The sequence below is a fragment of the Marinithermofilum abyssi genome, from assembly GCF_014641195.1.
Lineage (GTDB): Bacteria > Bacillota > Bacilli > Thermoactinomycetales > DSM-45169 > Marinithermofilum > Marinithermofilum abyssi.
Window position 1 is genome coordinate 1 of the sequence record NZ_BMHQ01000007.1, and the last position, 20,444, is coordinate 20,444.

At 49.6% G+C, this 20,444-nt stretch carries 24 protein-coding genes and 1 pseudogene; 8 read left to right on the forward strand and 17 right to left on the reverse strand.

Annotated features, from left to right (window positions below; all coding sequences use genetic code 11):
• Nucleotides 1-428: 428 nt before the first annotated feature.
• From IEW70_RS10330 to asd, 5 genes and pseudogenes are all read right to left on the reverse strand, one after another.
• Nucleotides 429-929 (reverse strand): cell wall-binding repeat-containing protein, encoded by a 501-nt coding sequence (locus IEW70_RS10330; protein ID WP_229751932.1) that lies wholly within the window; start codon nucleotides 927-929, stop codon nucleotides 429-431.
• Between the two features lie 19 nt (nucleotides 930-948).
• Nucleotides 949-1,324: pseudogene (locus tag IEW70_RS10335) on the reverse strand (response regulator transcription factor); the annotation flags it as partial.
• Nucleotides 1,325-1,467: 143 nt separating this feature from the next.
• The gene (locus IEW70_RS10340; RefSeq protein WP_188647860.1) at nucleotides 1,468-2,679 is read right to left on the reverse strand and encodes an MFS transporter; all 1,212 of its coding nucleotides are present in this window, start codon (nucleotides 2,677-2,679) and stop codon (nucleotides 1,468-1,470) included.
• A 77-nt stretch (nucleotides 2,680-2,756) separates the two neighbouring features.
• Nucleotides 2,757-3,365 carry a rhomboid family intramembrane serine protease gene (locus tag IEW70_RS10345; protein WP_188647861.1) on the reverse strand — a complete coding sequence of 203 codons (609 nt, stop codon included), beginning with the start codon at nucleotides 3,363-3,365 and terminating at the stop codon, nucleotides 2,757-2,759.
• A gap of 4 nt (nucleotides 3,366-3,369) precedes the next feature.
• Nucleotides 3,370-4,257, reverse strand: a complete 888-nt coding sequence (gene asd / locus IEW70_RS10350; RefSeq protein ID WP_188647862.1) for an archaetidylserine decarboxylase — start codon at nucleotides 4,255-4,257, stop codon at nucleotides 3,370-3,372.
• A 90-nt stretch (nucleotides 4,258-4,347) separates the two neighbouring features.
• Here asd and IEW70_RS10355 point away from each other — a divergent pair, with 90 nt between their 5' ends.
• The gene (locus tag IEW70_RS10355; RefSeq protein ID WP_188647863.1) at nucleotides 4,348-4,632 is read left to right on the forward strand and encodes a gamma-type small acid-soluble spore protein; all 285 of its coding nucleotides are present in this window, start codon (nucleotides 4,348-4,350) and stop codon (nucleotides 4,630-4,632) included.
• Nucleotides 4,633-4,658: 26 nt separating this feature from the next.
• On the opposite strand, the gene IEW70_RS10360 is transcribed toward IEW70_RS10355, so the two are convergent.
• Together IEW70_RS10360 and IEW70_RS10365 are read right to left on the reverse strand one after the other, a co-directional pair.
• Nucleotides 4,659-5,294 (reverse strand): DUF502 domain-containing protein, encoded by a 636-nt coding sequence (locus IEW70_RS10360; protein ID WP_188647864.1) that lies wholly within the window; start codon nucleotides 5,292-5,294, stop codon nucleotides 4,659-4,661.
• A gap of 17 nt (nucleotides 5,295-5,311) precedes the next feature.
• Nucleotides 5,312-7,303: a peptidoglycan D,D-transpeptidase FtsI family protein gene (locus tag IEW70_RS10365; RefSeq protein ID WP_188647865.1), complete on the reverse strand. Its 1,992-nt coding sequence runs from the start codon at nucleotides 7,301-7,303 to the stop codon at nucleotides 5,312-5,314.
• Between the two features lie 202 nt (nucleotides 7,304-7,505).
• Here IEW70_RS10365 and IEW70_RS10370 point away from each other — a divergent pair, with 202 nt between their 5' ends.
• Nucleotides 7,506-8,798: a S8 family peptidase gene (locus tag IEW70_RS10370; protein ID WP_188647866.1), complete on the forward strand. Its 1,293-nt coding sequence runs from the start codon at nucleotides 7,506-7,508 to the stop codon at nucleotides 8,796-8,798.
• Here the strand turns inward: IEW70_RS10370 and IEW70_RS10375 are convergent.
• The gene (locus IEW70_RS10375; protein ID WP_188647867.1) at nucleotides 8,788-9,921 is read right to left on the reverse strand and encodes a S8 family peptidase; all 1,134 of its coding nucleotides are present in this window, start codon (nucleotides 9,919-9,921) and stop codon (nucleotides 8,788-8,790) included. The two genes, IEW70_RS10370 and IEW70_RS10375, sit on opposite strands and share 11 nt — an antisense overlap.
• 83 nt (nucleotides 9,922-10,004) lie before the next feature.
• Between IEW70_RS10375 and IEW70_RS10380 the strand changes: the two genes are divergently transcribed.
• Nucleotides 10,005-10,466, forward strand: coding sequence for a hypothetical protein (locus IEW70_RS10380; protein ID WP_188647868.1), 462 nt, complete (start codon nucleotides 10,005-10,007; stop codon nucleotides 10,464-10,466).
• A gap of 50 nt (nucleotides 10,467-10,516) precedes the next feature.
• Here the strand turns inward: IEW70_RS10380 and IEW70_RS10385 are convergent, their stop codons facing one another.
• From IEW70_RS10385 to IEW70_RS10410, 6 genes are all read right to left on the reverse strand, one after another.
• Nucleotides 10,517-10,870: a hypothetical protein gene (locus IEW70_RS10385; RefSeq protein ID WP_188647869.1), complete on the reverse strand. Its 354-nt coding sequence runs from the start codon at nucleotides 10,868-10,870 to the stop codon at nucleotides 10,517-10,519.
• Between the two features lie 268 nt (nucleotides 10,871-11,138).
• Complete coding sequence (locus IEW70_RS10390) at nucleotides 11,139-11,774, reverse strand: cyclase family protein (protein WP_188647870.1); 636 nt, start codon at nucleotides 11,772-11,774, stop codon at nucleotides 11,139-11,141.
• 22 nt (nucleotides 11,775-11,796) lie between these two features.
• Complete coding sequence (zwf, locus tag IEW70_RS10395; RefSeq protein WP_188648051.1) at nucleotides 11,797-13,284, reverse strand: glucose-6-phosphate dehydrogenase; 1,488 nt, start codon at nucleotides 13,282-13,284, stop codon at nucleotides 11,797-11,799.
• 199 nt (nucleotides 13,285-13,483) lie between these two features.
• The gene (locus IEW70_RS10400) at nucleotides 13,484-14,041 is read right to left on the reverse strand and encodes a hypothetical protein (RefSeq protein WP_188647871.1); all 558 of its coding nucleotides are present in this window, start codon (nucleotides 14,039-14,041) and stop codon (nucleotides 13,484-13,486) included.
• 294 nt (nucleotides 14,042-14,335) lie between these two features.
• Complete coding sequence (locus tag IEW70_RS10405) at nucleotides 14,336-15,922, reverse strand: acetate--CoA ligase (RefSeq protein ID WP_188647872.1); 1,587 nt, start codon at nucleotides 15,920-15,922, stop codon at nucleotides 14,336-14,338.
• Between the two features lie 133 nt (nucleotides 15,923-16,055).
• Complete coding sequence (locus tag IEW70_RS10410; RefSeq protein WP_188647873.1) at nucleotides 16,056-16,274, reverse strand: alpha/beta-type small acid-soluble spore protein; 219 nt, start codon at nucleotides 16,272-16,274, stop codon at nucleotides 16,056-16,058.
• 251 nt (nucleotides 16,275-16,525) lie between these two features.
• On the opposite strand from IEW70_RS10410, the gene IEW70_RS10415 reads away from it, so the two are divergent.
• Genes IEW70_RS10415 through IEW70_RS10425 form a run of 3 tightly spaced genes read left to right on the forward strand, consistent with a single transcriptional unit; the run spans nucleotide 16,526 to nucleotide 17,612 of the window.
• On the forward strand, nucleotides 16,526-16,780 hold the full coding sequence (locus IEW70_RS10415) for a spore coat associated protein CotJA (RefSeq protein WP_188647874.1): 255 nt from the start codon (nucleotides 16,526-16,528) through the stop codon (nucleotides 16,778-16,780).
• A complete protein-coding gene (locus IEW70_RS10420; protein WP_188647875.1) occupies nucleotides 16,777-17,022 on the forward strand; it encodes a spore coat protein CotJB in 246 nt (81 codons plus the stop codon). Before IEW70_RS10415 ends, IEW70_RS10420 begins: the two co-directional genes overlap by 4 nt.
• 20 nt (nucleotides 17,023-17,042) lie before the next feature.
• Nucleotides 17,043-17,612, forward strand: a complete 570-nt coding sequence (locus tag IEW70_RS10425; RefSeq protein WP_188647876.1) for a manganese catalase family protein — start codon at nucleotides 17,043-17,045, stop codon at nucleotides 17,610-17,612.
• Between the two features lie 70 nt (nucleotides 17,613-17,682).
• Here the strand turns inward: IEW70_RS10425 and IEW70_RS10430 are convergent, their stop codons facing one another.
• Complete coding sequence (locus IEW70_RS10430) at nucleotides 17,683-17,841, reverse strand: hypothetical protein (protein ID WP_188647877.1); 159 nt, start codon at nucleotides 17,839-17,841, stop codon at nucleotides 17,683-17,685.
• Between the two features lie 426 nt (nucleotides 17,842-18,267).
• Here IEW70_RS10430 and IEW70_RS10435 point away from each other — a divergent pair, with 426 nt between their 5' ends.
• Entirely contained in the window at nucleotides 18,268-18,486 is a 219-nt protein-coding gene (locus IEW70_RS10435; protein WP_188647878.1) for a hypothetical protein, read from the forward strand.
• 37 nt (nucleotides 18,487-18,523) lie between these two features.
• Here IEW70_RS10435 and IEW70_RS10440 read toward each other — a convergent pair whose 3' ends face one another.
• On the reverse strand, nucleotides 18,524-18,946 hold the full coding sequence (locus tag IEW70_RS10440; RefSeq protein ID WP_188647879.1) for a hypothetical protein: 423 nt from the start codon (nucleotides 18,944-18,946) through the stop codon (nucleotides 18,524-18,526).
• 310 nt (nucleotides 18,947-19,256) lie between these two features.
• On the opposite strand from IEW70_RS10440, the gene IEW70_RS10445 reads away from it, so the two are divergent.
• Nucleotides 19,257-20,102: a hypothetical protein gene (locus IEW70_RS10445; RefSeq protein ID WP_188647880.1), complete on the forward strand. Its 846-nt coding sequence runs from the start codon at nucleotides 19,257-19,259 to the stop codon at nucleotides 20,100-20,102.
• Nucleotides 20,103-20,118: 16 nt separating this feature from the next.
• Here IEW70_RS10445 and IEW70_RS10450 read toward each other — a convergent pair whose 3' ends face one another.
• Nucleotides 20,119-20,424 carry a cell division topological specificity factor MinE gene (locus IEW70_RS10450; protein ID WP_188647881.1) on the reverse strand — a complete coding sequence of 102 codons (306 nt, stop codon included), beginning with the start codon at nucleotides 20,422-20,424 and terminating at the stop codon, nucleotides 20,119-20,121.
• Nucleotides 20,425-20,444 lie beyond the last annotated feature (20 nt).

The window sequence follows — 20,444 nt, forward strand, 5'->3', positions numbered from 1 at the left end:
AAAATTTAACCGTTGAAAAGCCGCGTCCCTCACAGGGCGTTTGAGAGGCTTGAGCGGATTGCGGGGAAACTCGCACGATCCGTTCTTAGGGGGGAACGGCCCCGTAAGGGGCCTGCCCTACCCGACATCCCTAAGCGGAAGTTCAGAGGAGATTCTTCCACTATCACTACTCTAAGACAGTGCCCCCGCCGATCTCGGCGGGGGCGTCTGTTCATCCCATGGTCTTTCAAGTTCACTTCTTGCTTTATAGAATGTGCTTTCCAGACATCAATGTCCGCCGTGACCGTCGCCGTTTTCACGAGTGATCTCCAGCATCTGATCAATCATTCCTTGTGTGGTAAAGGAGAGTGTTTTTTCAGAACCGATGACGAACGCATGGTTGTATGGTCCGACGGTGGGGTCGTCCTTAAATGTGGGCTGCAAACTCATTAGGTACTTGTGCATAGGTTCGGACAGCGTTCCCTTGTCCAACAGAAGTTCGGGGTGTGTTTTCCCATGTGGGAGAAGGGTGCGCTCGCGATCGCCGCTTCCACGTTGTCCGTACGGTTAAAGGTCAGGCCGTGACCCGGCTCGGTGATCCCCCAGCCGAATTTCGTGGAGTTATCCTTGTATTTGGCAAAGGCGATGGCGTTCTCTTCCGGGGTTTTGCCACTGATGCGTTTTACCTTGCCATATCGATTCAATTCTTTTTCCATAGAAGCGGTGACGGTGGATTCCGGACCGAGGATGTAGATATGGGCCTTGTTTTTCCGTTTTTTCACCGCATCGACGGTTTCTTTGGGGACGTTGTCTTTGCCGACATACAGAAGCGGTTCTGGCATATAGGCGATCCAGTTGGCCGCGGGTAGGGTGTACTCCGGTGCGTCCATGGAGCCGACGATCACGCTCTGCGGAAGGTCACCGCTCGTCTTGGCATAATAAGCATCCAACTTAGCGGCAGTGTCTGCAGGGTAAGTAAATCATTGGCGGAACGGCGCAGGATGGCTTGAACGCGGGCGACAATTTCACGGGGGCTGAAGGGTTTGATGACGTAATCGTCCGCTCCGATGGAAAGTCCCTGTAGTCGATGGCGTTCTTCCACCTTCGCCGTCAACATCAGGATGGGTACAGCGGATTGTCGACGAATTTCTCTGCAAACCTCTTCTCCAGAATAGTCCGGAAGCATCAGGTCCAAAATGATGAAATTCACCGCTTCTTTGCGATAGATATCAAGCGCTTCTTTTCCTGTTCCTGCTTCCAGAGTGCGATATCCCGCATGGGAAAGGTACGAGGAGAGTACTTCACAAATCTTTTTTTCGTCATCGACAATCAGGATCGTTTTCATAAGCATCACTCGCATGAAAAGATTCTCATTCTTTATGTAGCGATCGCTCGTTTACCCCAATAGCAAAAATACCTCACTTAGGAGGCATCATGTTTTAGTCAACATGGCAATCGCCCTTTTGCCCCAGAGCTGCAATAGAGAGATTATTTATTCAGCAGTGGAACCCGCCGGATAAACACCCAGGTCAATACCTGGATAAATCCCACTGCCAACACCAGCCACTTCAGTTGCGTCATGTCGGGGCTTCGTTGAATCCACCACAAAAATGCACTGATACTAAGAATGCGCCCCAAGTTCAGAGCCAGTTCCCTGGCGACTACATACTCCACCCGCAATTGAGCCGTTTCATTGCTTTGACCGATCACATCAAAGACAGCGGAAGTGAGCGGAACCATATACACTGGATAAAACAGCGCTGCTCCCAATCCCAGTATGACCAGGGTCCATGTGTTTATGTCCCAAATCAACGGCACCACGACGATTCCCATCATTAAGGATCCGACCAGAATACTCTCATCCCGCCAGGAAAGCCGCATAAAGCGGCCGACGAGAAAATAAGAGAACAATCCCACTGCTGAGGCAGCCGTCAAATAGCTGCCCAATGCCAATTCGTTTCCCGTCGCAACATATACCAACAAGCTGATCAGAAATACGAACAACCCTTCTCTGGCTCCTTGGGCAATCATGGCCAAATTAACCCAATACCAGTAATTATCCCGATTTCTAACCAAGGACAGGATCTCTTTTAATCGGTATACTCCCGCCGCACTCCGGGGTCGTAACAGAAACGTGACGACGACGGCCAGCAAAAAAACGGCCAAGGAAATGCCGAAAATGATTCGGTATCCGGTAAAATGGTCCACCCGGGTGATCACCCATCCGGAAAGCAACGGCGTTGCGATGCCGGCTACCGAAGTGAGCAGCCCATTGATTCCATTAAATATATCCCGGTTATGCCGTTCTGTGATCTCAAAATAAAGCACATTGTAGGCCAACCAAAAGAAACCGGAACCGATTCCCAAAAAGCTGCCCAAAAAAAAGACATAATCGGCGGCATGGGTCCCCAACATGAGCACAGATAAATAAAAGAGGGCTTGTAAAGCCACTCCTAGACGGATCGCGATCACGCGATCCACTTGTTTGGCCATTCGCCCTGCAAATACAAAAGTAACAGCCATCGCCAGATAATTAATCCAGTTAAACCAACCGATCAAGGCGAAATCGTGTTTGATTTTCCAGAGATACACATTGACGAAGGTATTCGACAAAGCGGTCGCCGTCGCAAATAAGCCGCTGATAATCAACAGCAGCCATGCACTTCGGTCCAGCTGATGGGTTTTCCCAAGGATCTGCATCTGCATCACCATGAATTAGCTTAACCAAAGTAGCACTAGATTACCGATGGAACCGCCCGGAAAATCCTGCGCGTACCTTAGCGCTGTTTTGGTTTGCGCATACGGAGCAAAGGTCCGGCCATCATCATTCCGGATGCCAGACCGCCCAGATCCGCAATAAAATTGGACTGACTGAAGACCAGATTAAACAGGATATTCAATCCGACAAAGATAAAAATCCCGGTCCCTGTTTCCGGATCAATCGCCCCTTTTCGAAACAAAAACAGATACAGATACACCCCGAAAAGCCCGTAAATAGACGCGTCGGCCCCGGCTGTAAAGAAGGTGTCACTTAACCAACTCAACACCAGATTGCCCATAATCCCGGTCATGAAAAAAAGGAGCAAAAAGTTGCGCCGACCATACAGCCACTCTAACTGCGGACCCAACAAATACAACATAAAACCGTTCACCAATAAATGCATCAAACCTACATGTAAAAACAGAGGTAGGATCAGCCGCCACCACTCTCCCGCTTGCAACAGAGTGCTTTCCAGAGCACCAAAACGAAGCAGTGCTTGCGGGTTGGTCGATCCCCCCATCAGGGTCAATAAGACAAAAGCCAACAACTGAACGGCCAGCAAAGCCGTTACCACCGGAAAATAGGAAATAAACCGTCTCAACGGCAATTGTGTATGATTAAACAATGGATCATTCCCCTTTGTCTGACTTCAGACGGACATCGTTCTTCGATGAATGACGAATGTAAGCTAAGGGTTGGCCCATATGCAGAAACCGGCCGGGAGCCAGTCCGTCCGTCCAATCGATTTTCCCCTTTTCAAATAACAAAATGACGGTGGAGCCAAATTCAAAACGTCCAATCTCCTCCCCTTTGTCCATCGGCTGCATCGATGGATACTCCTTGTTTTCCTTCTGTCTTTTCCCCGGTCGGTTGGTGCTTATAAAGGGGTCGTATTGGACTTTGATGCTTCCCACGTTGGTAGCACCTACTTTGACCAGGGCTATATATCCAGCCGGTGTATCCATATAGGTAATCAAGCGTTCATTACGGGCAAAAAGCCCCTTGATGCAACGAACGCCCATGGCATTCACCGGAAACAGGGTCCCCGGTATATAGGTCAACCGCTTCACTCTGCCTTGAACGGGGGTGTGAATACGGTGATAGTCCCGAGGACTTAAGTATATGGTAACAAACTGGCCGCCGCAAAATTTGCGGGCTTGTTCCGCATCGGCCCCTAATAACGCTTCCAAAGAATAGGTAACCCCTTTGGCTTGCAACATCGTGTCATCCGCGATCGACCCCAACTGTGAAACGGTTCCATCCACAGGACTAACCACACAGCGGGGATCCGGATCCACCGGTCGGGCACCCTCTTTCAACCCCCGAACAAAAAAATCGAGCAGTGTCGCATATTGGGATACCGGCTTTTCCACTTGTGACACGTCGACATCGAAACGGCGGATGTAATAGGGAATCAAACGGCGACTCCAAGGACTGCGCGCGATTCGACCCATTAATCGGGATACCGTTTTTTTTGGCATGGCTTGCATCAAAGCAGTAATTATTCGCTCTCTCATAACTGCCTCCTAAGGCAATAAATACTTAAAAATCCAGTGAGTGATTCAGGTTTGTCCCGGACACAATATGCTTAACGGGAGGTGATACAAATGGCTTACCAACCGAAAGGGGCTGCCAAAACCAACGCCCAGCAAGTCCGTCAACAAAACCAACGGACTGCTCAAGCACAACAAGGTCAGCAATACCAGACCGAGTTTGCTTCTGAGACGAGTGCTCAACAAGTTCGTCAACAAAACCAACGATCTGCTCAAGCACAACAAGGTCAGCAACGAGGTCAGCAATACCAAACCGAGTTTGCTTCTGAGACGAATGCTCAACAAATTCGTCAAAAGAACCAGCAATCTCAAAACAAAAAGCAGCAAAACCAACAGTAACTTCTTGAAAGAAGCCTTGCCCCGCCCTATAGGGGGTGGGGCTTCTTTCCGTCTGTATTTTTACCCGCTACACCGGCAGAGAGGATCATTCGCAACGCTTCATCCACACTGAGATCCAACACTTCCACCTCGCTGGCTTCAAACCAGTGCAAATCCCCTGCAAATTGCATACTCTGGGGAAAATACACGCCGATATACTCTTTGCCGTCCCGAGTTGTAAACCGGGGTTCTTTCACCGTCAAAAACCCCATTCGCTTGGAACCGGCCACTGTGACAAACACCACGGTGTCAAAAGATTTCTGATCGCCGATAAAGGCGTTTATCGTATCTTTTAGGGTTCCATATACACCTTTGACCAATGGCAGCCGCTGAATCCCCTTTTCCAGGAGTGCCAGTAGCTTCTGAACAAACAGCCAACGGGCTAGGAAGCCTATCAAGGTGACAGTTACCAAAATCAAGAAAATACCTGCACCAGGCAAGTGTATCACTACATCGAACCACTTCGATGCAGTGCCACCTTTGGAAAACCAGCTCACCCCCAAACTGTTGATGAGCTGGTAAAAATAATGAAGCAAATATATTGTACCCGCCAATGGCAAAATGACCAACAGTCCGTTGAAAAAATACAGGCTGAGCCGCTTGACCAACCGCGAAACACGCATCAGACCAACGCCTCGCTTTACTTCTGCTTGTTCTTCATAAACTGCTCATAATACGTTTCGATCATTTTCTCCGCGATGGGGCCGCCTGCGATCGAACCGTATCCTCCTTCAGGTACAATGACAGCCACAGCAATTTGCGGATCATCTGCCGGAGCAAAGGCGATAAACACGGAATTATTCACCCGGCCGCGGCCCGGCACATCCTGTTCTGACGTTCCCGTTTTCGCCGCTACTTTAAACGGCAGATTTTTAAACAGATTGGAAGCTGTACCGCCAGGCTGCGTCACTTTGAGCATCCCTTCCTTCACCGTATCAAAGTGACGCGGGTCGATTTCCGCACGGCTTAACACTTCTGGCTTGGCTTTTTTAACAGTTTTGCCCTTTTCATCTGTAATTTTTTCCATCAAGAGCGGGCGCATCCGAACACCGTCATTGGCCAGTGTGGCGGTATATTGGGCCAATTGCATCGCCGTGTATCGCTGGGCCTGGCCGAAGGAGGCGAGTACCATCGCTCCCAGACTGGAACCGTTGTCTGCGATATGTCGATAATCCTCGGTTCCATCCTGCTCTCCTTTGAGCGGAATGCCTGTTTTTACTCCCAGGCCGAATTGGTGGGTGTACTTTTGAAACTCGTCAACAGCTTTTTTGCCTTCCCGTTGATACCAACGGCTGCCGGTCCAGGCAAAGAACGTATTGGCCGACTTTTGCAGAGCCTTGGCTGCATTGAGCAAGCCATAGTTGTGATTGCTGGAGTTTCGTATCGGCGGGGTTGCTTTGGCATAGCGAAAAGCCCCCGGATCTTTGAAAGTCGTATATGGAGTAATCAGCTGCTTTTGCAAGGCCATCAATGTCATCATCGGCTTAAAGGTGGACCCCAGCGGCAAAATGGACAACGGGTGTCTGCCAAATTCCTTTTCCGGATTGGCATAACCCCGTGCATCATAGGGCGCTTCCATAATGGTGCCGTTGCGAATCACATAGGTCAGACCTTTAAAATCCTCGGGGGAAACCCGCCGGTTCCAAATGTTCGGATCGTAATCCGGGTAGCTCATCATGGTCCGGACCTTTCCTGTTTTCACTTCCATCGCCACGGCATAAGCATTGCGCGCGTAAGGGGCCCGGTGTTTGCCCGGTGCCTTCGTCCGCAGATAACGCAGATGCTTTTCGGCAAACTTCTCCGTCTCCAACTGCATCTTTTCATCCAGTGTAGTATAGAGGTTGTTGCCGGCCTTCGGCTGCACTTCCTTCAATACATCTACCAGCTTTCCTTGGGAGTTGACCCGCACCAAGCGATAGCCGTGCTTACCCCGCAGCACATCTTGAAAGCTGTATTCCAGGCCGTCCATCCCGACTTGTTCCCAATCGACGTATCCACCCTGATTCGGCTTTTTGCCGGCATCGATATATCGTTTTAAAGACGCTTTGGCCCCGGAAAAAGGCCGGACATAACCCAGTGTCTGCACGGCAAAAGTATCTTTCCGGTACTCCCGCAAAGGCTCCAGAATAATGTTGACTCCCTTGAATCGGTCCGGACTTTCCGAGATGGCGATCACTTCTTTTTCCGTCAGGCGATCCTTGATTTTTTTGGGATAGTATGGAGGCTGTTTTCGGGGAACGGTCTTCCCTTTGGCATCCAGCCCTACATCCATGCGCTCCAACACTTCGCCCACCGGCAAGTCCAATGTTTTGGACAACCGTTTGGCTGTCTGAAGCTTATCCTGTTCAGACGTGTCTGTTTCCAGATAAATCGCCGTAAACAGGGATTGATTGCCCACCAGCTTGTTGCCGTCCCGGTCGTAAATATTCCCCCGCGGAGCTACGACGGGAATTTGTTTAAAGTTGTTTTCGGCGGCCAGTTGATGATACTTGTCACCGCCTCCCAGCTGAACCCAGCTGAGGCGGAGAATCAACCCCACAAACAAGAGAAAAACAATCAGCCACAAGCCATGAAATCGGTTGAAAATCATCTCTTTATGTACATGAGGAGAACGGTTGGACTTCAACATCATGGATCTTGCAACCTCTCTTAATTTTACCGATTTGCATTTCAGTTTAACACAAATGGGATAGAAAGAAGCAGGCTTTGCAGAAAGCTCACGATTCAGACAAACATGGAAATTGAGTCGGCATGGGCATGCGCGGTGACACCTTGGTTCTATCAATCATATTTTACAACTATTACAGATAGATAGAAATGAAAGGAAGGTTCACATGTACCAATCCCATATCCAGTGGATTCGTGATAACGGCCGCCGCATGGACAGTCTGCTTCGTTCCTCCTTGATCCATCGTCTCCGCTTTTTACGCTGGGTTCCCTGCGTATTGCATGGAACAGTGATTCAAGCTCTGCATCGTTTGTCCCGCGCACGAGTGTTGGTTCAGTTGGATCCCGAGGCCGCAGGAAGACTTCAGCTCACACGGATGGGAGTGGGCAGCACCTATTACAGCAGCATTCATACCTATCGATTAAACGTGTCCCTGTCCCAATTACAAGAGCTTATGGGCATGCCGGAAGTGAAGAAAGTATACCTGGACCGTAAGGTGTATGCCCTTTTGGATACGGCCGTCCCGGCAACAGGAGCTCCTAAGGTGTGGAAAGGATCCGATGTGCCCAATTTCGGTGAAAATGCTGCTATCGCCATCATTGATACAGGCATCCACCCTCACCCCGACCTGACTCGTCCCCAAAACCGGATTATCGCTTTTAAAGACTTCGTCAAAGGAAAAAGCCATCCCTATGACGACAACGGCCATGGCACCCATGTCGCAGGAGCTTGCGCGGGAAACGGATTTTCCTCCAAGGGAAAATACAAAGGTACGGCTCCCAATGCCAAGCTGGTGGGGATCAAGGTATTGAACAAATCTGGTTCCGGTAACTTGTCCGATGTGATCGCCGGTGTGCAATGGTGCATTGACAATAAAGACAAATACGGCATTCGGGTGATTAACCTCTCTTTGGGAAGCCGAACCGGCACCTCCTATAAAGATGATCCCGTAGCCCAAATCGTGGAACAAGCCTGGAAAGCGGGTATCACTGTCGTTGCCGCGGCAGGCAATGAAGGTCCCGAATCCAACACCATCTCCAGTCCAGGAATTCATCCCCAAATCATCACAGTAGGTGCCAGTGATAACAAAAACAGCGTAGATAGAAACGACGATGAAATCGCGCCCTTTTCCAGCCGCGGCCCCACCGCCGATGGTGTCGTCAAACCGGATCTTCTCGCACCGGGGACCAATATTACTTCCCTCCGTGTAATCCATTCGTATATCGACAAAATGTCCCCCCATTCCCGTGTCAACCAATACTATACCGTTCTTTCCGGTACATCCATGGCTACCCCTATCGTGGCGGGAATCGTCGCTTTGCTTCTGACCAAAAACCCGAACTGGACACCGGATCAAGTGAAGCAGGCTTTGATCTCCACAGCGGAAGATCTCGGACTCCCTCCAAACACTCAAGGCTCCGGCCATGTGCAGGCAAATTTGGCCAACCTCAAGGAATAAGCCGCCCCATCAGCCGAGCCAATGTCTGAACCGATCGATAAGCATGAATAGAGCGAACCTTCGTTTCCCCTGCCACGCCAACGGATGAATACGTCAAAATCTGGCGCACATGGACCGGTGTCAAGTCGGGGCGCAAATAAAGCAATAAAGCTACAGTGCCGACTACATGAGGAACGGCCATGGAGGTACCGCTCATTTCCCGGGTGGTTCCGTTCAACCAGGATGAAGTGATTTTATCACCAGGTGCGGCGATGTCAACACCCGGCCCTACATTGCTGAAAGATGATAATTTTCCATCCTTCGATATCGATGTCACGCCGATTGTCTCCTTAAACCGGGCAGGAAATTCGACATTGTTCGTACCCTGATTTCCTGCCGCAGCTATCATGACGATCCCTTTCCGGTATGCGGTAACAATCGCTTGACGCAAGGTGTCACTCACTTTCGCCATTCCAAAGCTCATATTGATGACATCCATTTTGTTTTCGATACACCAGTTGATCGCACTCAACAAGTCAGATAAGTTCGCGCTGCCTTTACGGTTAAAGGCCTTTACCGCATACAAATGTACACGGGGAGCAACCCCCACAAGCCCCATATCGTTGGCTCTTCCCGCGATGGTGCCTGCCACATGGGTTCCGTGCCCATTGTAATCATAAGGAGTAAACATCTGCGACAAAATATTGACTCCACCCTTATAATTTCCCTTCAAGGCAGGATGGTCGTTCGCAATGCCCGTATCGATCACGGCTACTTTAATGCCCCGTCCCTGCGTATAGTTCCAGGCTTTCGGGGCTTCCACTCTTTGAATCCCCCACGGAAGGGAAGCCGTCCGATCAGCAATCGCTCCCAAAAAGGGGTCTGTAATGGTAACTTTGATATCCGGTTCCCAAAAAGCAATATCTGGGTGCCCGTGAAAACTTTGTGCTCCGTATTCCTGGTAAAATTCACCAATCACCATCCCCAGATGCGGCAATACACGCAGTGGCCGCCCACCGACCCGCTGCATTTCGCGAATACATTCATGCGGGGATCGATAATCCCTCAAGTGAAAGATTTTGCGAAACCGCGATTTCCGCCCAAAAGAAGGAAATTCTTCTGGAAACCAACGCGGATGCATCATAACCAATTCACTCCCTATCTCACATTTGGGCGAAAAGATGAATATATTAGGTCGGATGGCAATGGAAGGAGGGAGAGATCTTAATGAAACCCAAGCCTCCCAAGCTCTATATTTCTTCGCCGAACCGTCGACGGAAGCCACATTCCAAACCCGCTTCCGCCGATTCTTCAAAACCGGATTCCGCCCAGCTATCCGGTCACATCGATCAACTTCGGCAGCTTTCGAATCATGTCAGCTCCGCCACTTCCAAAATCGAGCAATGGCTAAAGGCGATGAACAATATTTCCTATGCGGCAAAAGACCGGCAAGCATTACAAGACATTGTGTCCGCTCTGGCTAAGATGCAGCTGGGAAAACAACAGGGCAGCGGCGGTAACAGCAACCCATCCCCCGGATCGGGCAAGGATCAAGACAACAGCCAAAACTCCCCCTTGAAGCTTCCTGTTTCCAAAGATGGTGACAGTCTCTTTGACCTCATCAATTCTCCCAGCTTCAATGACATTGTGGAAACGGTTATGAAAAAACGGAACAAGAAGCGGATGTAGCGATGAAAAAAGGGCTGTTTGTCAGGAAAAAACAGCCCTTTTTTGTTTGACTACTTCTTCTTCCGATTTCTTCGACCCGTGTGCGATTGGGGAGATAATCCCTTTTCAAGCTCCTTTATCATCTTCGGTGATAACCATTGTTGCTGTGACAACCGGTCAAAAGCCCTACTCGGCTCACCGGACTGAATCATCGTATCCATCAGCAGTTTCATCTGCTGGTTGTCCACTGGTGCTTGGGTGACTTCCCGCATATAATCGAACAACCCATTGACTCCCTGTTGCTCGTAACTCTTCTTGGCCTGTTCCAGCAACAGATCCAACTTGCGTTCTGTCATCACCTTTTCTCCGACCAACTGATTGATCATATTCGCAAAATCTTTTTTGGACGGGGTGTGATCCTTCATCTCAACCATCCTCCTTGTTGCCGGTAAAAACACAAATCCATACCATACATGTATGAAATGCCTGGGACAATGCACCCGTTATACACCCACCATCCCTTTAAAAAGGCATAAGCCCATAAAAAAAACACTGCCGAATTAGGCAGTGAGAAGCTGCTGACAAAGTAGCTTAAGAATGTATTCAGGATATTATATCTGACTGCTTAAAAGGCGTTAGGTTGCCTTCATGAAAAAAGACACAGGGTTCGTCTCCCGTGTCTCTCTGTAGCATTTATGCGGGCAACAGTCCATCAAAGAGCAAGACCCGTGCCGGAGCGGCTTCGGTCTCCAACAGCTTGATCGGAGCCGCAACCATAAAGTAAGTTCCTTCCGGTACTTCCGCCAGGCGAAGACCTTCCACAATAATCACGTTGGCTTGGAACAACGTTTTGTGAGTGGGATGCCCGGGTTGGCTTCGCTCTACACCCAAAGCATCGATGCCCACACCCCGTACACCGATTTCAGCCAAGTATTTCGCTCCATCTTCCGCCAGATAAATGAATTCGAATTGAAAGGCATCTTCATAAGAGTTCCGGGTTTTTAGAAGTAGAAATTCCCCTTTTTGCGGCTGATAAGTTTCCAGATCCGCGCGGGTAATGCCACCCTCCACGCCGGTCAAATCCAGTACGCGGCACTGACCGGTCAATTGTTCCAAAGAGAGGGTTTCCACGGTGCCGCCATCCGGCATCATGTGAAGCGGAGAGTCGACATGGGTTCCGGTGTGAACATCCAGGTCAATGCGGGATTCACGTGCCGGGCTGGTGTCAAAATCCTGTACGACTTGGATTTTCGGCTGTTTTTCCGGTTTGTTTTTGTAAACAGGCATCCCTTCCCGGATCGGCATGGATACATCATAAATTTTGTACATGGTTTACCACCATCCTTCAGGTTTATCGCAAGCGATTGGAGAAGCCTTCGGGACGAAGCCCGGAAACTGGCCACCAGGATTTATTTTCTTGGGCCAACAGACGATCCGCCTCTTTCGGCCCCCACGACCCTGCTTTATAAAGAGGGATGGAACGTTCCGTTTGATCCCAAGCATTGCGAATGGGGTCGACATATTTCCAGGCCAGAGAAACTTCATCCCAGCGGGTGAAAAATGTCAAGTCGCCTTCGATCGCATCCTGCAACAGGCGTTCGTAAGCTTCCGGGGAATCGACCCCGCAGTTGTTACAGAAGTCGAGTGCAATGGGAACGACGTCATTATCGGAACCCGGCTTCTTCGCATTGATTCGGAGAGAAAGTCCTTCCGTCGGATTCACGCTGATTACGAGCAGATTGGGACCCAGATCGCCTTCCCGGTTAAAGTAGAGATTTTTGGGCATCTCCTTAAACTGGATTACGATTTCCGTTGCTTTTTGTGCCATCCGTTTTCCGGTCCGCACAAAGAACGGCACACCTGACCACCGAAAATTGTCGATGTACATTTTGGCTGCTACAAAGGTCTCCGTTTGAGAATCGGAGGAAACACCCTCTTCTTGCCGGTAGGAAACCACCGGTTTCCCGTCGACCGTACCGGCATGATATTGACCGCGAACCACATATTGATCCACTTCTTCTTCCTTAATGCGCCGCAAGGAACGAAGAACCTTCACTTTTTCATCATGTATCGCTTCAGGTTTCAAGCGGCTCGGTGGTTCCATCGCCACCATCATCACCATTTGGAGCATATGGTTTTGTACCATATCCTGCAAAGCACCGGCGTGGTCGTAATAACCGGCCCGCTCTTCTACCCCCACCGTTTCGCTGGCGGTAATCTGTACATTGTCGATATAACGATTGTTCCACAAGGGCTCAAACAATGAGTTGGCAAACCGGATCACTTCGATGTTCTGTACCATCTCTTTCCCCAAATAGTGATCGATCCGGTAAATTTCTTCCTCTTGGAAAGTCTGTCGGATTTGATTATTCAAACGCTGCGCTGATTCATGGTCGTGACCGAAGGGCTTTTCGATGACCAACCGCTTCCAACCAGCAGTATCCGTCAACCCGGAGGCTTTAAGATGCGTGGAGACATTGCCGAAAAGATCCGGTGCAATCGCCAAATAAAACAGCCGGTTCCCTGAAATGGAATGCTTCTTCTCCAGGGATTCCACATGCTCTTTCAACGGACGGAAATCTTCCGGGTTGTTGATATCCACCGAGCGGTAACTGAAATGCGGGAGAAAGCCTTCCCAGTCCGTCTCATCCACCGAAGTGCGGGCATACTTTTCAACGGATTCACGGACGGCTTCACGAAAACGGGCATCATCTTTCGGGGAACGGCCCAACCCTACGACTGCAAAGTTCTCATGAAGCAATCGGTTTTTATGCAAGCTGAACAGCGCAGGGAACAGCTTCCGCTTTGCCAAATCCCCATTGGCCCCAAAGAGGACCATCACAAAAGGCTGCAATGATTGCCGTGACTTAGACAAGCTTCTTCACTCCTGTCAGGGAATATAAAAAAAGAGAAGGTGTGTTCTTTTAGCGTGCCATAACCAGGGAGGATTACCCCCTACAGAAAAAGCTGTTGCCAAATAGGGCCAACAGCTTTCACTATATCCGTTAACGCACCAGTGCGTTCCTCCAGACCCTTAGTTACGAAGGTTTCTTTTCCCCTTTGAGCAATTCTTTAAACCCGGGCGGCAGACCGCATGCGCTGGTGAATTGTGTGTCTCTGCCTACGTCTTTCGCCTGCTCCCAAAACTCGACGACACAGTCCAGCGGATTTTCGGCACGTTGGTCGGCAAAAAAAAGCGTGATCTCTCCGCTCTTCCCCTCTTCCGGGCCGAATGTCACATAGTATACCGAATAACGGATCAAGCCCGCAGCGGCATCCTCGATATCAAAATGTGCTTCGTGACTCAATTTTAGCTCATCCAAGGAATATGTATGGACATGCTCTGAACCGTCATCCGCTTGGCTTTTTATCAGCCAGGTTCCTTCGAAGGCTTCGGTTTTCACTTCAAGGGCTTGTCCGTACAAATACAGTTCCTGTCGTACCCAATCCAGCGTCCCGGTCAAGACGGGCACCTTTTGGCCAATCACCCGCCGCAACAACTGTTCCAGCTCAGGTGGGGTCATTTCCCGAACCGAGGCTTGGAAATTGACCACATTTCCATGGGGAAACCATTTCATGTACACCGGCTCCTTCACAACCAACCTCCCACCGATTATACCCCAGTCCATATCCATGATTCAACTCGAGCAAATGTAGATATCCTACACAAAAGAAAAACCGGTCGCCGGACCGGTTCAGCTTGATGACAAAGCTGTACGATTGTTTCGACTCTTTCGCCCGTTGCTCCCCTTTCGACCCAGAAGTCCATACGGTCCGCTCCAAGGGATTCTACGAGACGCTGGGACAAGCCACACCATAATCGCATGCTCCCAGACCGTACTATGTGCCGCTTCATGGTCTCGCTTTTCTCAAGACCCTTGGCTTACTTTTTATGTGACCGCTTTCCGCTCTTTCTCCAGACGGCGCAATTCCACCCGCCGAATTTTTCCGCTGGTAGTTTTGGGCAGTTCGTCAACAAATTCGATTTCCCGGGGATACTTATAAGGAGCTGTCACTTGTTTAACATGGTTTTGCAAAGCACTAACCAGTGACTCGGAAGGGTGATGACCCGCTTTCAATACAACAAATGCTTTTACGATGGAACCGCGTTCCGGATCCGGACTGGCGACGGCAGCGCATTCCTGCACAGCAGGGTGTTTTACCAGGGCATCCTCCACTTCAAAAGGACCGATTGTATAACCGGCACTGATGATAATGTCATCCGACCGCCCTTCAAACCAGAAATAGCCGTCTTCATCTATCCGTGCTTGATCCCCGGTCAGGTACCACTCTCCCCGAAAGGCCCGTTCCGTACGTTCGGGATCCCGGTAATACCCTTTAAATAAGGCCGGGGCATCGCGGTGAACGGCAATATCCCCCACTTGTCCCACTGGAACCGGATTTCCGTCTTCGTCAATAATGGCAACCCGATTGCCCGGTGTCGGCCGCCCCATCGAACCCGGCTTTACTTTCATGCCTTTTAGTGTGCCCACCAAAAGGGAGTTCTCTGTCTGTCCATAGCCGTCCCGCACCTCTACATGAAAATATTTGCGGAAGGTATCAATCACTTCCCTGTTGAGAGGCTCTCCTGCACTGACCGCGCTGCGCAAAAATGGAAGGCGATAGGCGTCCAAGCCCTCCACTTTGGCCATCATGCGATATTCCGTAGGGGTGCAGCAAAGGACATTGACCTGATACTTTTCCATCAGGGACAAATATTTCGCGGCGTCAAACCTTCCATGATATACCAATGCGGTGGCTCCCGTTCCCAAGGTGGAAATGAAGGGGCTCCACACCCATTTGGCCCAACCAGGACCCGCCGTCGCCCAAACGGTATCCTCCGAACGAATATCCATCCACTCGCGGGCTGCCACACGTTGATGAGGGATTGCCCAACTGTGGTGATGGATGACGCCCTTGGGCCCACCGGTCGTTCCCGAGGTATACGAAATAAAGGCCACATCGTCACTGCGGGTCTTGGGAAGCGGTACATTTTCCTTACCCTCCCCCAATGCCTCCAGGGCTTGCCATAACCCGTCGGGAGCTCCGTTGACCCAACGGTAGTTTAGCTCATTCCCCTCGGCGGCTGCTTCATCCACCCGGGATGTCAGCGTCTCGTCAGCGATGACGGCTTTCACACCGGCATGTTGCAACCGATAACGAATATCGACCGCCTGCAACATCTCCGGCCCGGGTAATATTGTCAGACCCGCTTTCAGTGCGCCTAAATACGCAACATATGCTTCCGGAACGCGGGGGAGGAGAATCATGATGCGTTCCCCTGGTTGCAGCCCGGCTCCGATCAGACCTTTGGCCAGACGGTCCGACTTCTGTTTTAATTCTCCATAAGTCAACATGCGTGTGCTTCCTCTGTCATTTTCCCAACGAATGGCTGCTTTATTAGCGTCCACTACTGCATGATGATCGACATCCTGCGCCATATTGTAATATTCGGGAATTTTCACTTCTAGAGTCATACCGGTCCCCCCTCGCAAAGGATATGCCCTTCAATTATTCGACAAAAAGAAAGCCCTTTCCTTTTAACAAATGCAAAAATAAAAGGCAACGGGTTTCCCCGCCGCCTTTTCCGAAACCAAGCTATTTACCTGATTACTGCACGCCACCGCCCAATTGTTGTTCAGCCAAAGCAACCAGACGCTTGGTGATCTCACCACCTACAGAACCGTTGGCACGAGAAGTGGTGTCAGGACCCAGTTGTACGCCAAATTCTTGAGCAATTTCATACTTCAGTTGATCCAGAGCTTGAGCAGCACCTGGAACCAGCAGTTGGTTGGTGTTACGCTCCCGACGTTGTTGTTGCTGTTGCATCCTCGGTTTCACCTCCTTGTAGATGGTATTCTTAGAATGCGAAGGACACCTGTTTCCCATGCGTGTGAATTTCTGCCAAGGCCCAGGGGAATGGCGATATCCAAGCATCCGATTCATATCTTGTGACAATTCCTCCTTTCCCATACACTGTTGTTTCTCTTCGGAATTTGGGCTTGCCCTGCCGGAACACCTGCCCATAGCCTTCGTACCTTATAAAGAGATCAAGCGGAATGTTACGAAGGAGGATGGCCATGGAACCATACCCTTACACCGTGAATCCTTTCGTCCATCAGGACCGTTTTTGGTATCCTTTTGTCAGCCCTTTTGATCCGTGTCCTCCCATCCGTGCTAAGCGCTATGTGGTTCCCCCAAACCAATTTTTGGGATTTCAACCCCCTAATCTGCTGCAGTTTCCCCCTGCTCAGGCGCTCATGAAAGGTACACTCTGGCCGGCTCTCTTCAGCCCATATAAAAAGACCGGTAAAGTGGAGATTAAGGATCCATGAACAAAGACTATTACCGCATGTTGGGCGAATTGCAGGCGATCGATTTTGTCATCCTTGAATTAAACTTGTATCTGGACACCCATCCCGACGATCCCCAGGCCCGGCAGCAATACGATGAATACAGTCGCGTCCGTAAGCAATTAAAAGAGCGGTTTGAAGACGCATTCGGTCCATTGAACAATTACGGAGCAAGTCCGACTTTCGGCAACTGGTCCAGCTCTCCTTGGCCTTGGCAGGTTTGAGAAAAGGAAGGTGAGAACACGTGTGGGTTTATGAGAAAAAGCTGCAGTACCCCGTTCGAGTCAGCCAATGCAACCCCACATTGGCAAAGTACCTGATCGAACAGTACGGCGGCGCTGACGGAGAGCTAGCAGCCGCACTTCGCTACCTCAATCAACGGTACACATTGCCAGACAAAGTAACCGGACTGCTTACAGATATCGGGACCGAAGAATTCGCCCACTTGGAAATGATTGCGACCATGGTTTACAAGCTCACCAAAGACGCCACACCGGAACAGCTGAAAGAGGCCGGTCTGGGAGATCATTATGCGGATCATGACCGGGCCCTGTTTTATCACAATGCTGCAGGCAACCCATTTACCGCTACCTATATTCAGGCCAAAGGCGACCCTATTGCCGACCTGTATGAAGACATCGCTGCAGAAGAAAAAGCACGGGCTACGTATCAATGGCTAATCGACATCTCCGATGACCCGGATATCAACGATGGGCTGAAGTTTCTGCGGGAACGGGAGGTGGTTCATTCCCAACGCTTCCGGGAGGCCGTCGAGTTGATCAAGGAGTACAATGAGCAGAAGAATTTTTTTTAATGAAACAACAATCGGAAAAGGCACCGGGATCCCGGTGCCTTTCCATACTTCTATATAGCGTTTTCCTATTTCAGCTAACCCCTTTGGTCAACTGGTGCCACTGTATTTTCAACTGTTCAATCTCTTCTTGGATCGCTTGCTGTTCCAAAAACTCATGGCGTTCCACCGCCTGTTTGTACTCCTCTTTTTTATCCCTCAGCTTGTTTTTCAACTCCAACACAGGATCCATAGGGAACACCTCGATTCGATTGGGTTAATTTTCTCTACCCATCCTTCACCGCAAACAAACCCCTCTATTTATTCGAGAGGCAATTTTTGTCGACCGTGTTGCGAATCTTTGCGAATAATGAACTACTAACGGGATAAACCGACAAAAAGGACAGTAAAAAGAGGATTGGTCCCCGTTGACCGCCATGGAAATTCTGACTACAATAAAATTCCGCGCGACTTTGTATGAGAGATCCCGATGTGGAGAAAGGAGCTTTTATCCATGTCTCTCAACACCCAATCCACTCCCTCCTTCCTTAAGGAGTTTCGGTTGATGAAACTAAAAAGCATCATTCGTGACCTGCACAAAATGAACCCCGATGAGTTGGCAAAAATTCAAAAGGAATTGGATCATCTCCTCCACTCCTCCAAGAAGTAAGGTGATTGGATGAAGTTCCCTACGGAAAAACTGTTGGTCCAAACTTACAAACATGTAGACGAAGCACGGATGTTGCTGGAAGAAGTAATCAACCGTATGGGTAAGCATCAAGCACCCGAAATGCAACTTCCCGAAGATATTCAAGACCTCGTTGAAATCGCTCTCCAACTCTCCCCGGAACAACGCAAGACGTTGCGTCAATTTTTGGAATCGATTCGTGAACTTTAACCTCAGCATGAAAAAGGCGCCGATCCTATCCAGCGCCTTATGTTTCATCCGGTTGTTTTTTTTCGGATTGGTACATTTTGCGAGCGAGTACGGAACTGCGAAACACCGCAAACAGTTTGGAACCATCCACCGCTGTCCATAAGCGGGTTCCCGCTGTCACGGTATCTTCCCCCTGCATCCGGATGTAGTCCAACCGGTGCAACACAGTTAAAATGTGATCCCACTCTTTTTTGCTTCCCAAATGTTCATGAAACAGCCGGTATATCTCCGAAATGCTGACGTTTTGCTTCCCTTTTGTTTCTTTCATTTCCGGATCCAGTTGAGGATATACCAAACGTCCCCATAAAATCACTATGGCAGCACGGATCGACTGATCGTTTGGAATCGGATTTTTCTTGGGCGTTACGGCATTTCTGGCGCTTAAATAGGTGCTGAGGGACTGTACAGATAAATCAGCCATGCCTTTCCCTCCTATTTAAATAGATAACAAATTATGTATATTTTAATCCCTATCATCTGTATCGCCAGAAATAAGAGTATTTATACCGTGTTTATGAAGATTCTCCCCGGGTTCCCCCTTTTTGTTCATCCAATGTTTGTTTATAATTAGATGTAAACCATCCTTATAATAGATAAACTTTTACACTTGTAGAATGGATAGTGGATTCTCCTGTTGTTTAATAGGTACCTTTTTCTAACTTTTCGGTGGAAGGTAGGTTTTTTCACTGTTATATTAATTAATAAGTATGTACCAAATGGGGAGGAATTTGATGTTCGACACGAAAAAGGGGAAGTACTCGGATGAAGAAAATGAACAGATAATTCAAAAAATAAACGAGGGCATTGAGCAGGGCCGGCGGGAACGGGAAATATTGAAGGAACTTTCCACCGAGTTAAACCGGGGTTTTGCAGGAATCATGTCACACGTCCGCAAATTGCGGAACCAATATCCGGAGCGCTTTGCCTCCAAAGACAATTCTTCGATCCAACCCCCGGATACCCGTTTGAACAGTTGGACAGATCAAGAGGAAGACAAGGTTATACAATTGGTCAATCAATATACGGATGAAGGAAAACCGCTTTCTGCAGCCATCATGGAGCTGGAGAAGCAATTGAACCGCACACAGGGTGCGATATATCAACGGATCTACACCCTGCGTCGAAAGTATCCTGAACGTTTCAACAAAATGCCCGAACCTCGTCCCCGGCGACGGCGCAAGCTGGAGGATTGGCAAATTCAACGGCCGGTCATCCGTTCCTTGGACGGAAGCTCTCCGTACGATGAATGGAAAGGGGACACCAACGGCCGATCGGAAGTCGCCGCCGCTTTGGAGCAAGTGAATGATCTTCGTGACTTCTCCCCTACAGCCGCTTCCAAGAATTCCGAGCCGGAACAGGAAGCGGATGAAACGGAAGAGTCGATGGTGCTGAAGGCTTTCGAAAGCCGATACGGACACACCAACCCTGCGACGAGGGACAAGCTGTTCCGCTTAATGAAACGCTTTGGACACACCCGAGTATCCATCGCCTTGTTTACACTGCCGGAAGACAAAGAATTTCCGGCCACGGTTGTTGAATTTTTGGAGAAATACCTGGAAAAAAATAAGCCGTATTAAACCAAAGCGCGGGACTTTATGTAAGCCCCGCGCTTTTCACCGTTGGATCATCTTCTTTCGCCTCCGTCCGGATCCGGACCGGAATACTGGCATTTAATACCGTCATATTATTCCGTTTTTGCGATTGGGGACGTACTTCCACCTGTCCCACCACATCGTATCCAAAGTCGTTACACAACTCGACTAAGCGGGACTGAAACTCCTTCAGCTTGCGCTCATCGATGTCCGAACGTTGGTAACTGAGAACCAGAGCCAGCCGATCATCTGCCGTCTCCGCAGTTGGGCGTTCTTTCTCTTTACCGAACATGTTCAAAAATGCCACAAGGCTTCACCTCAATCATT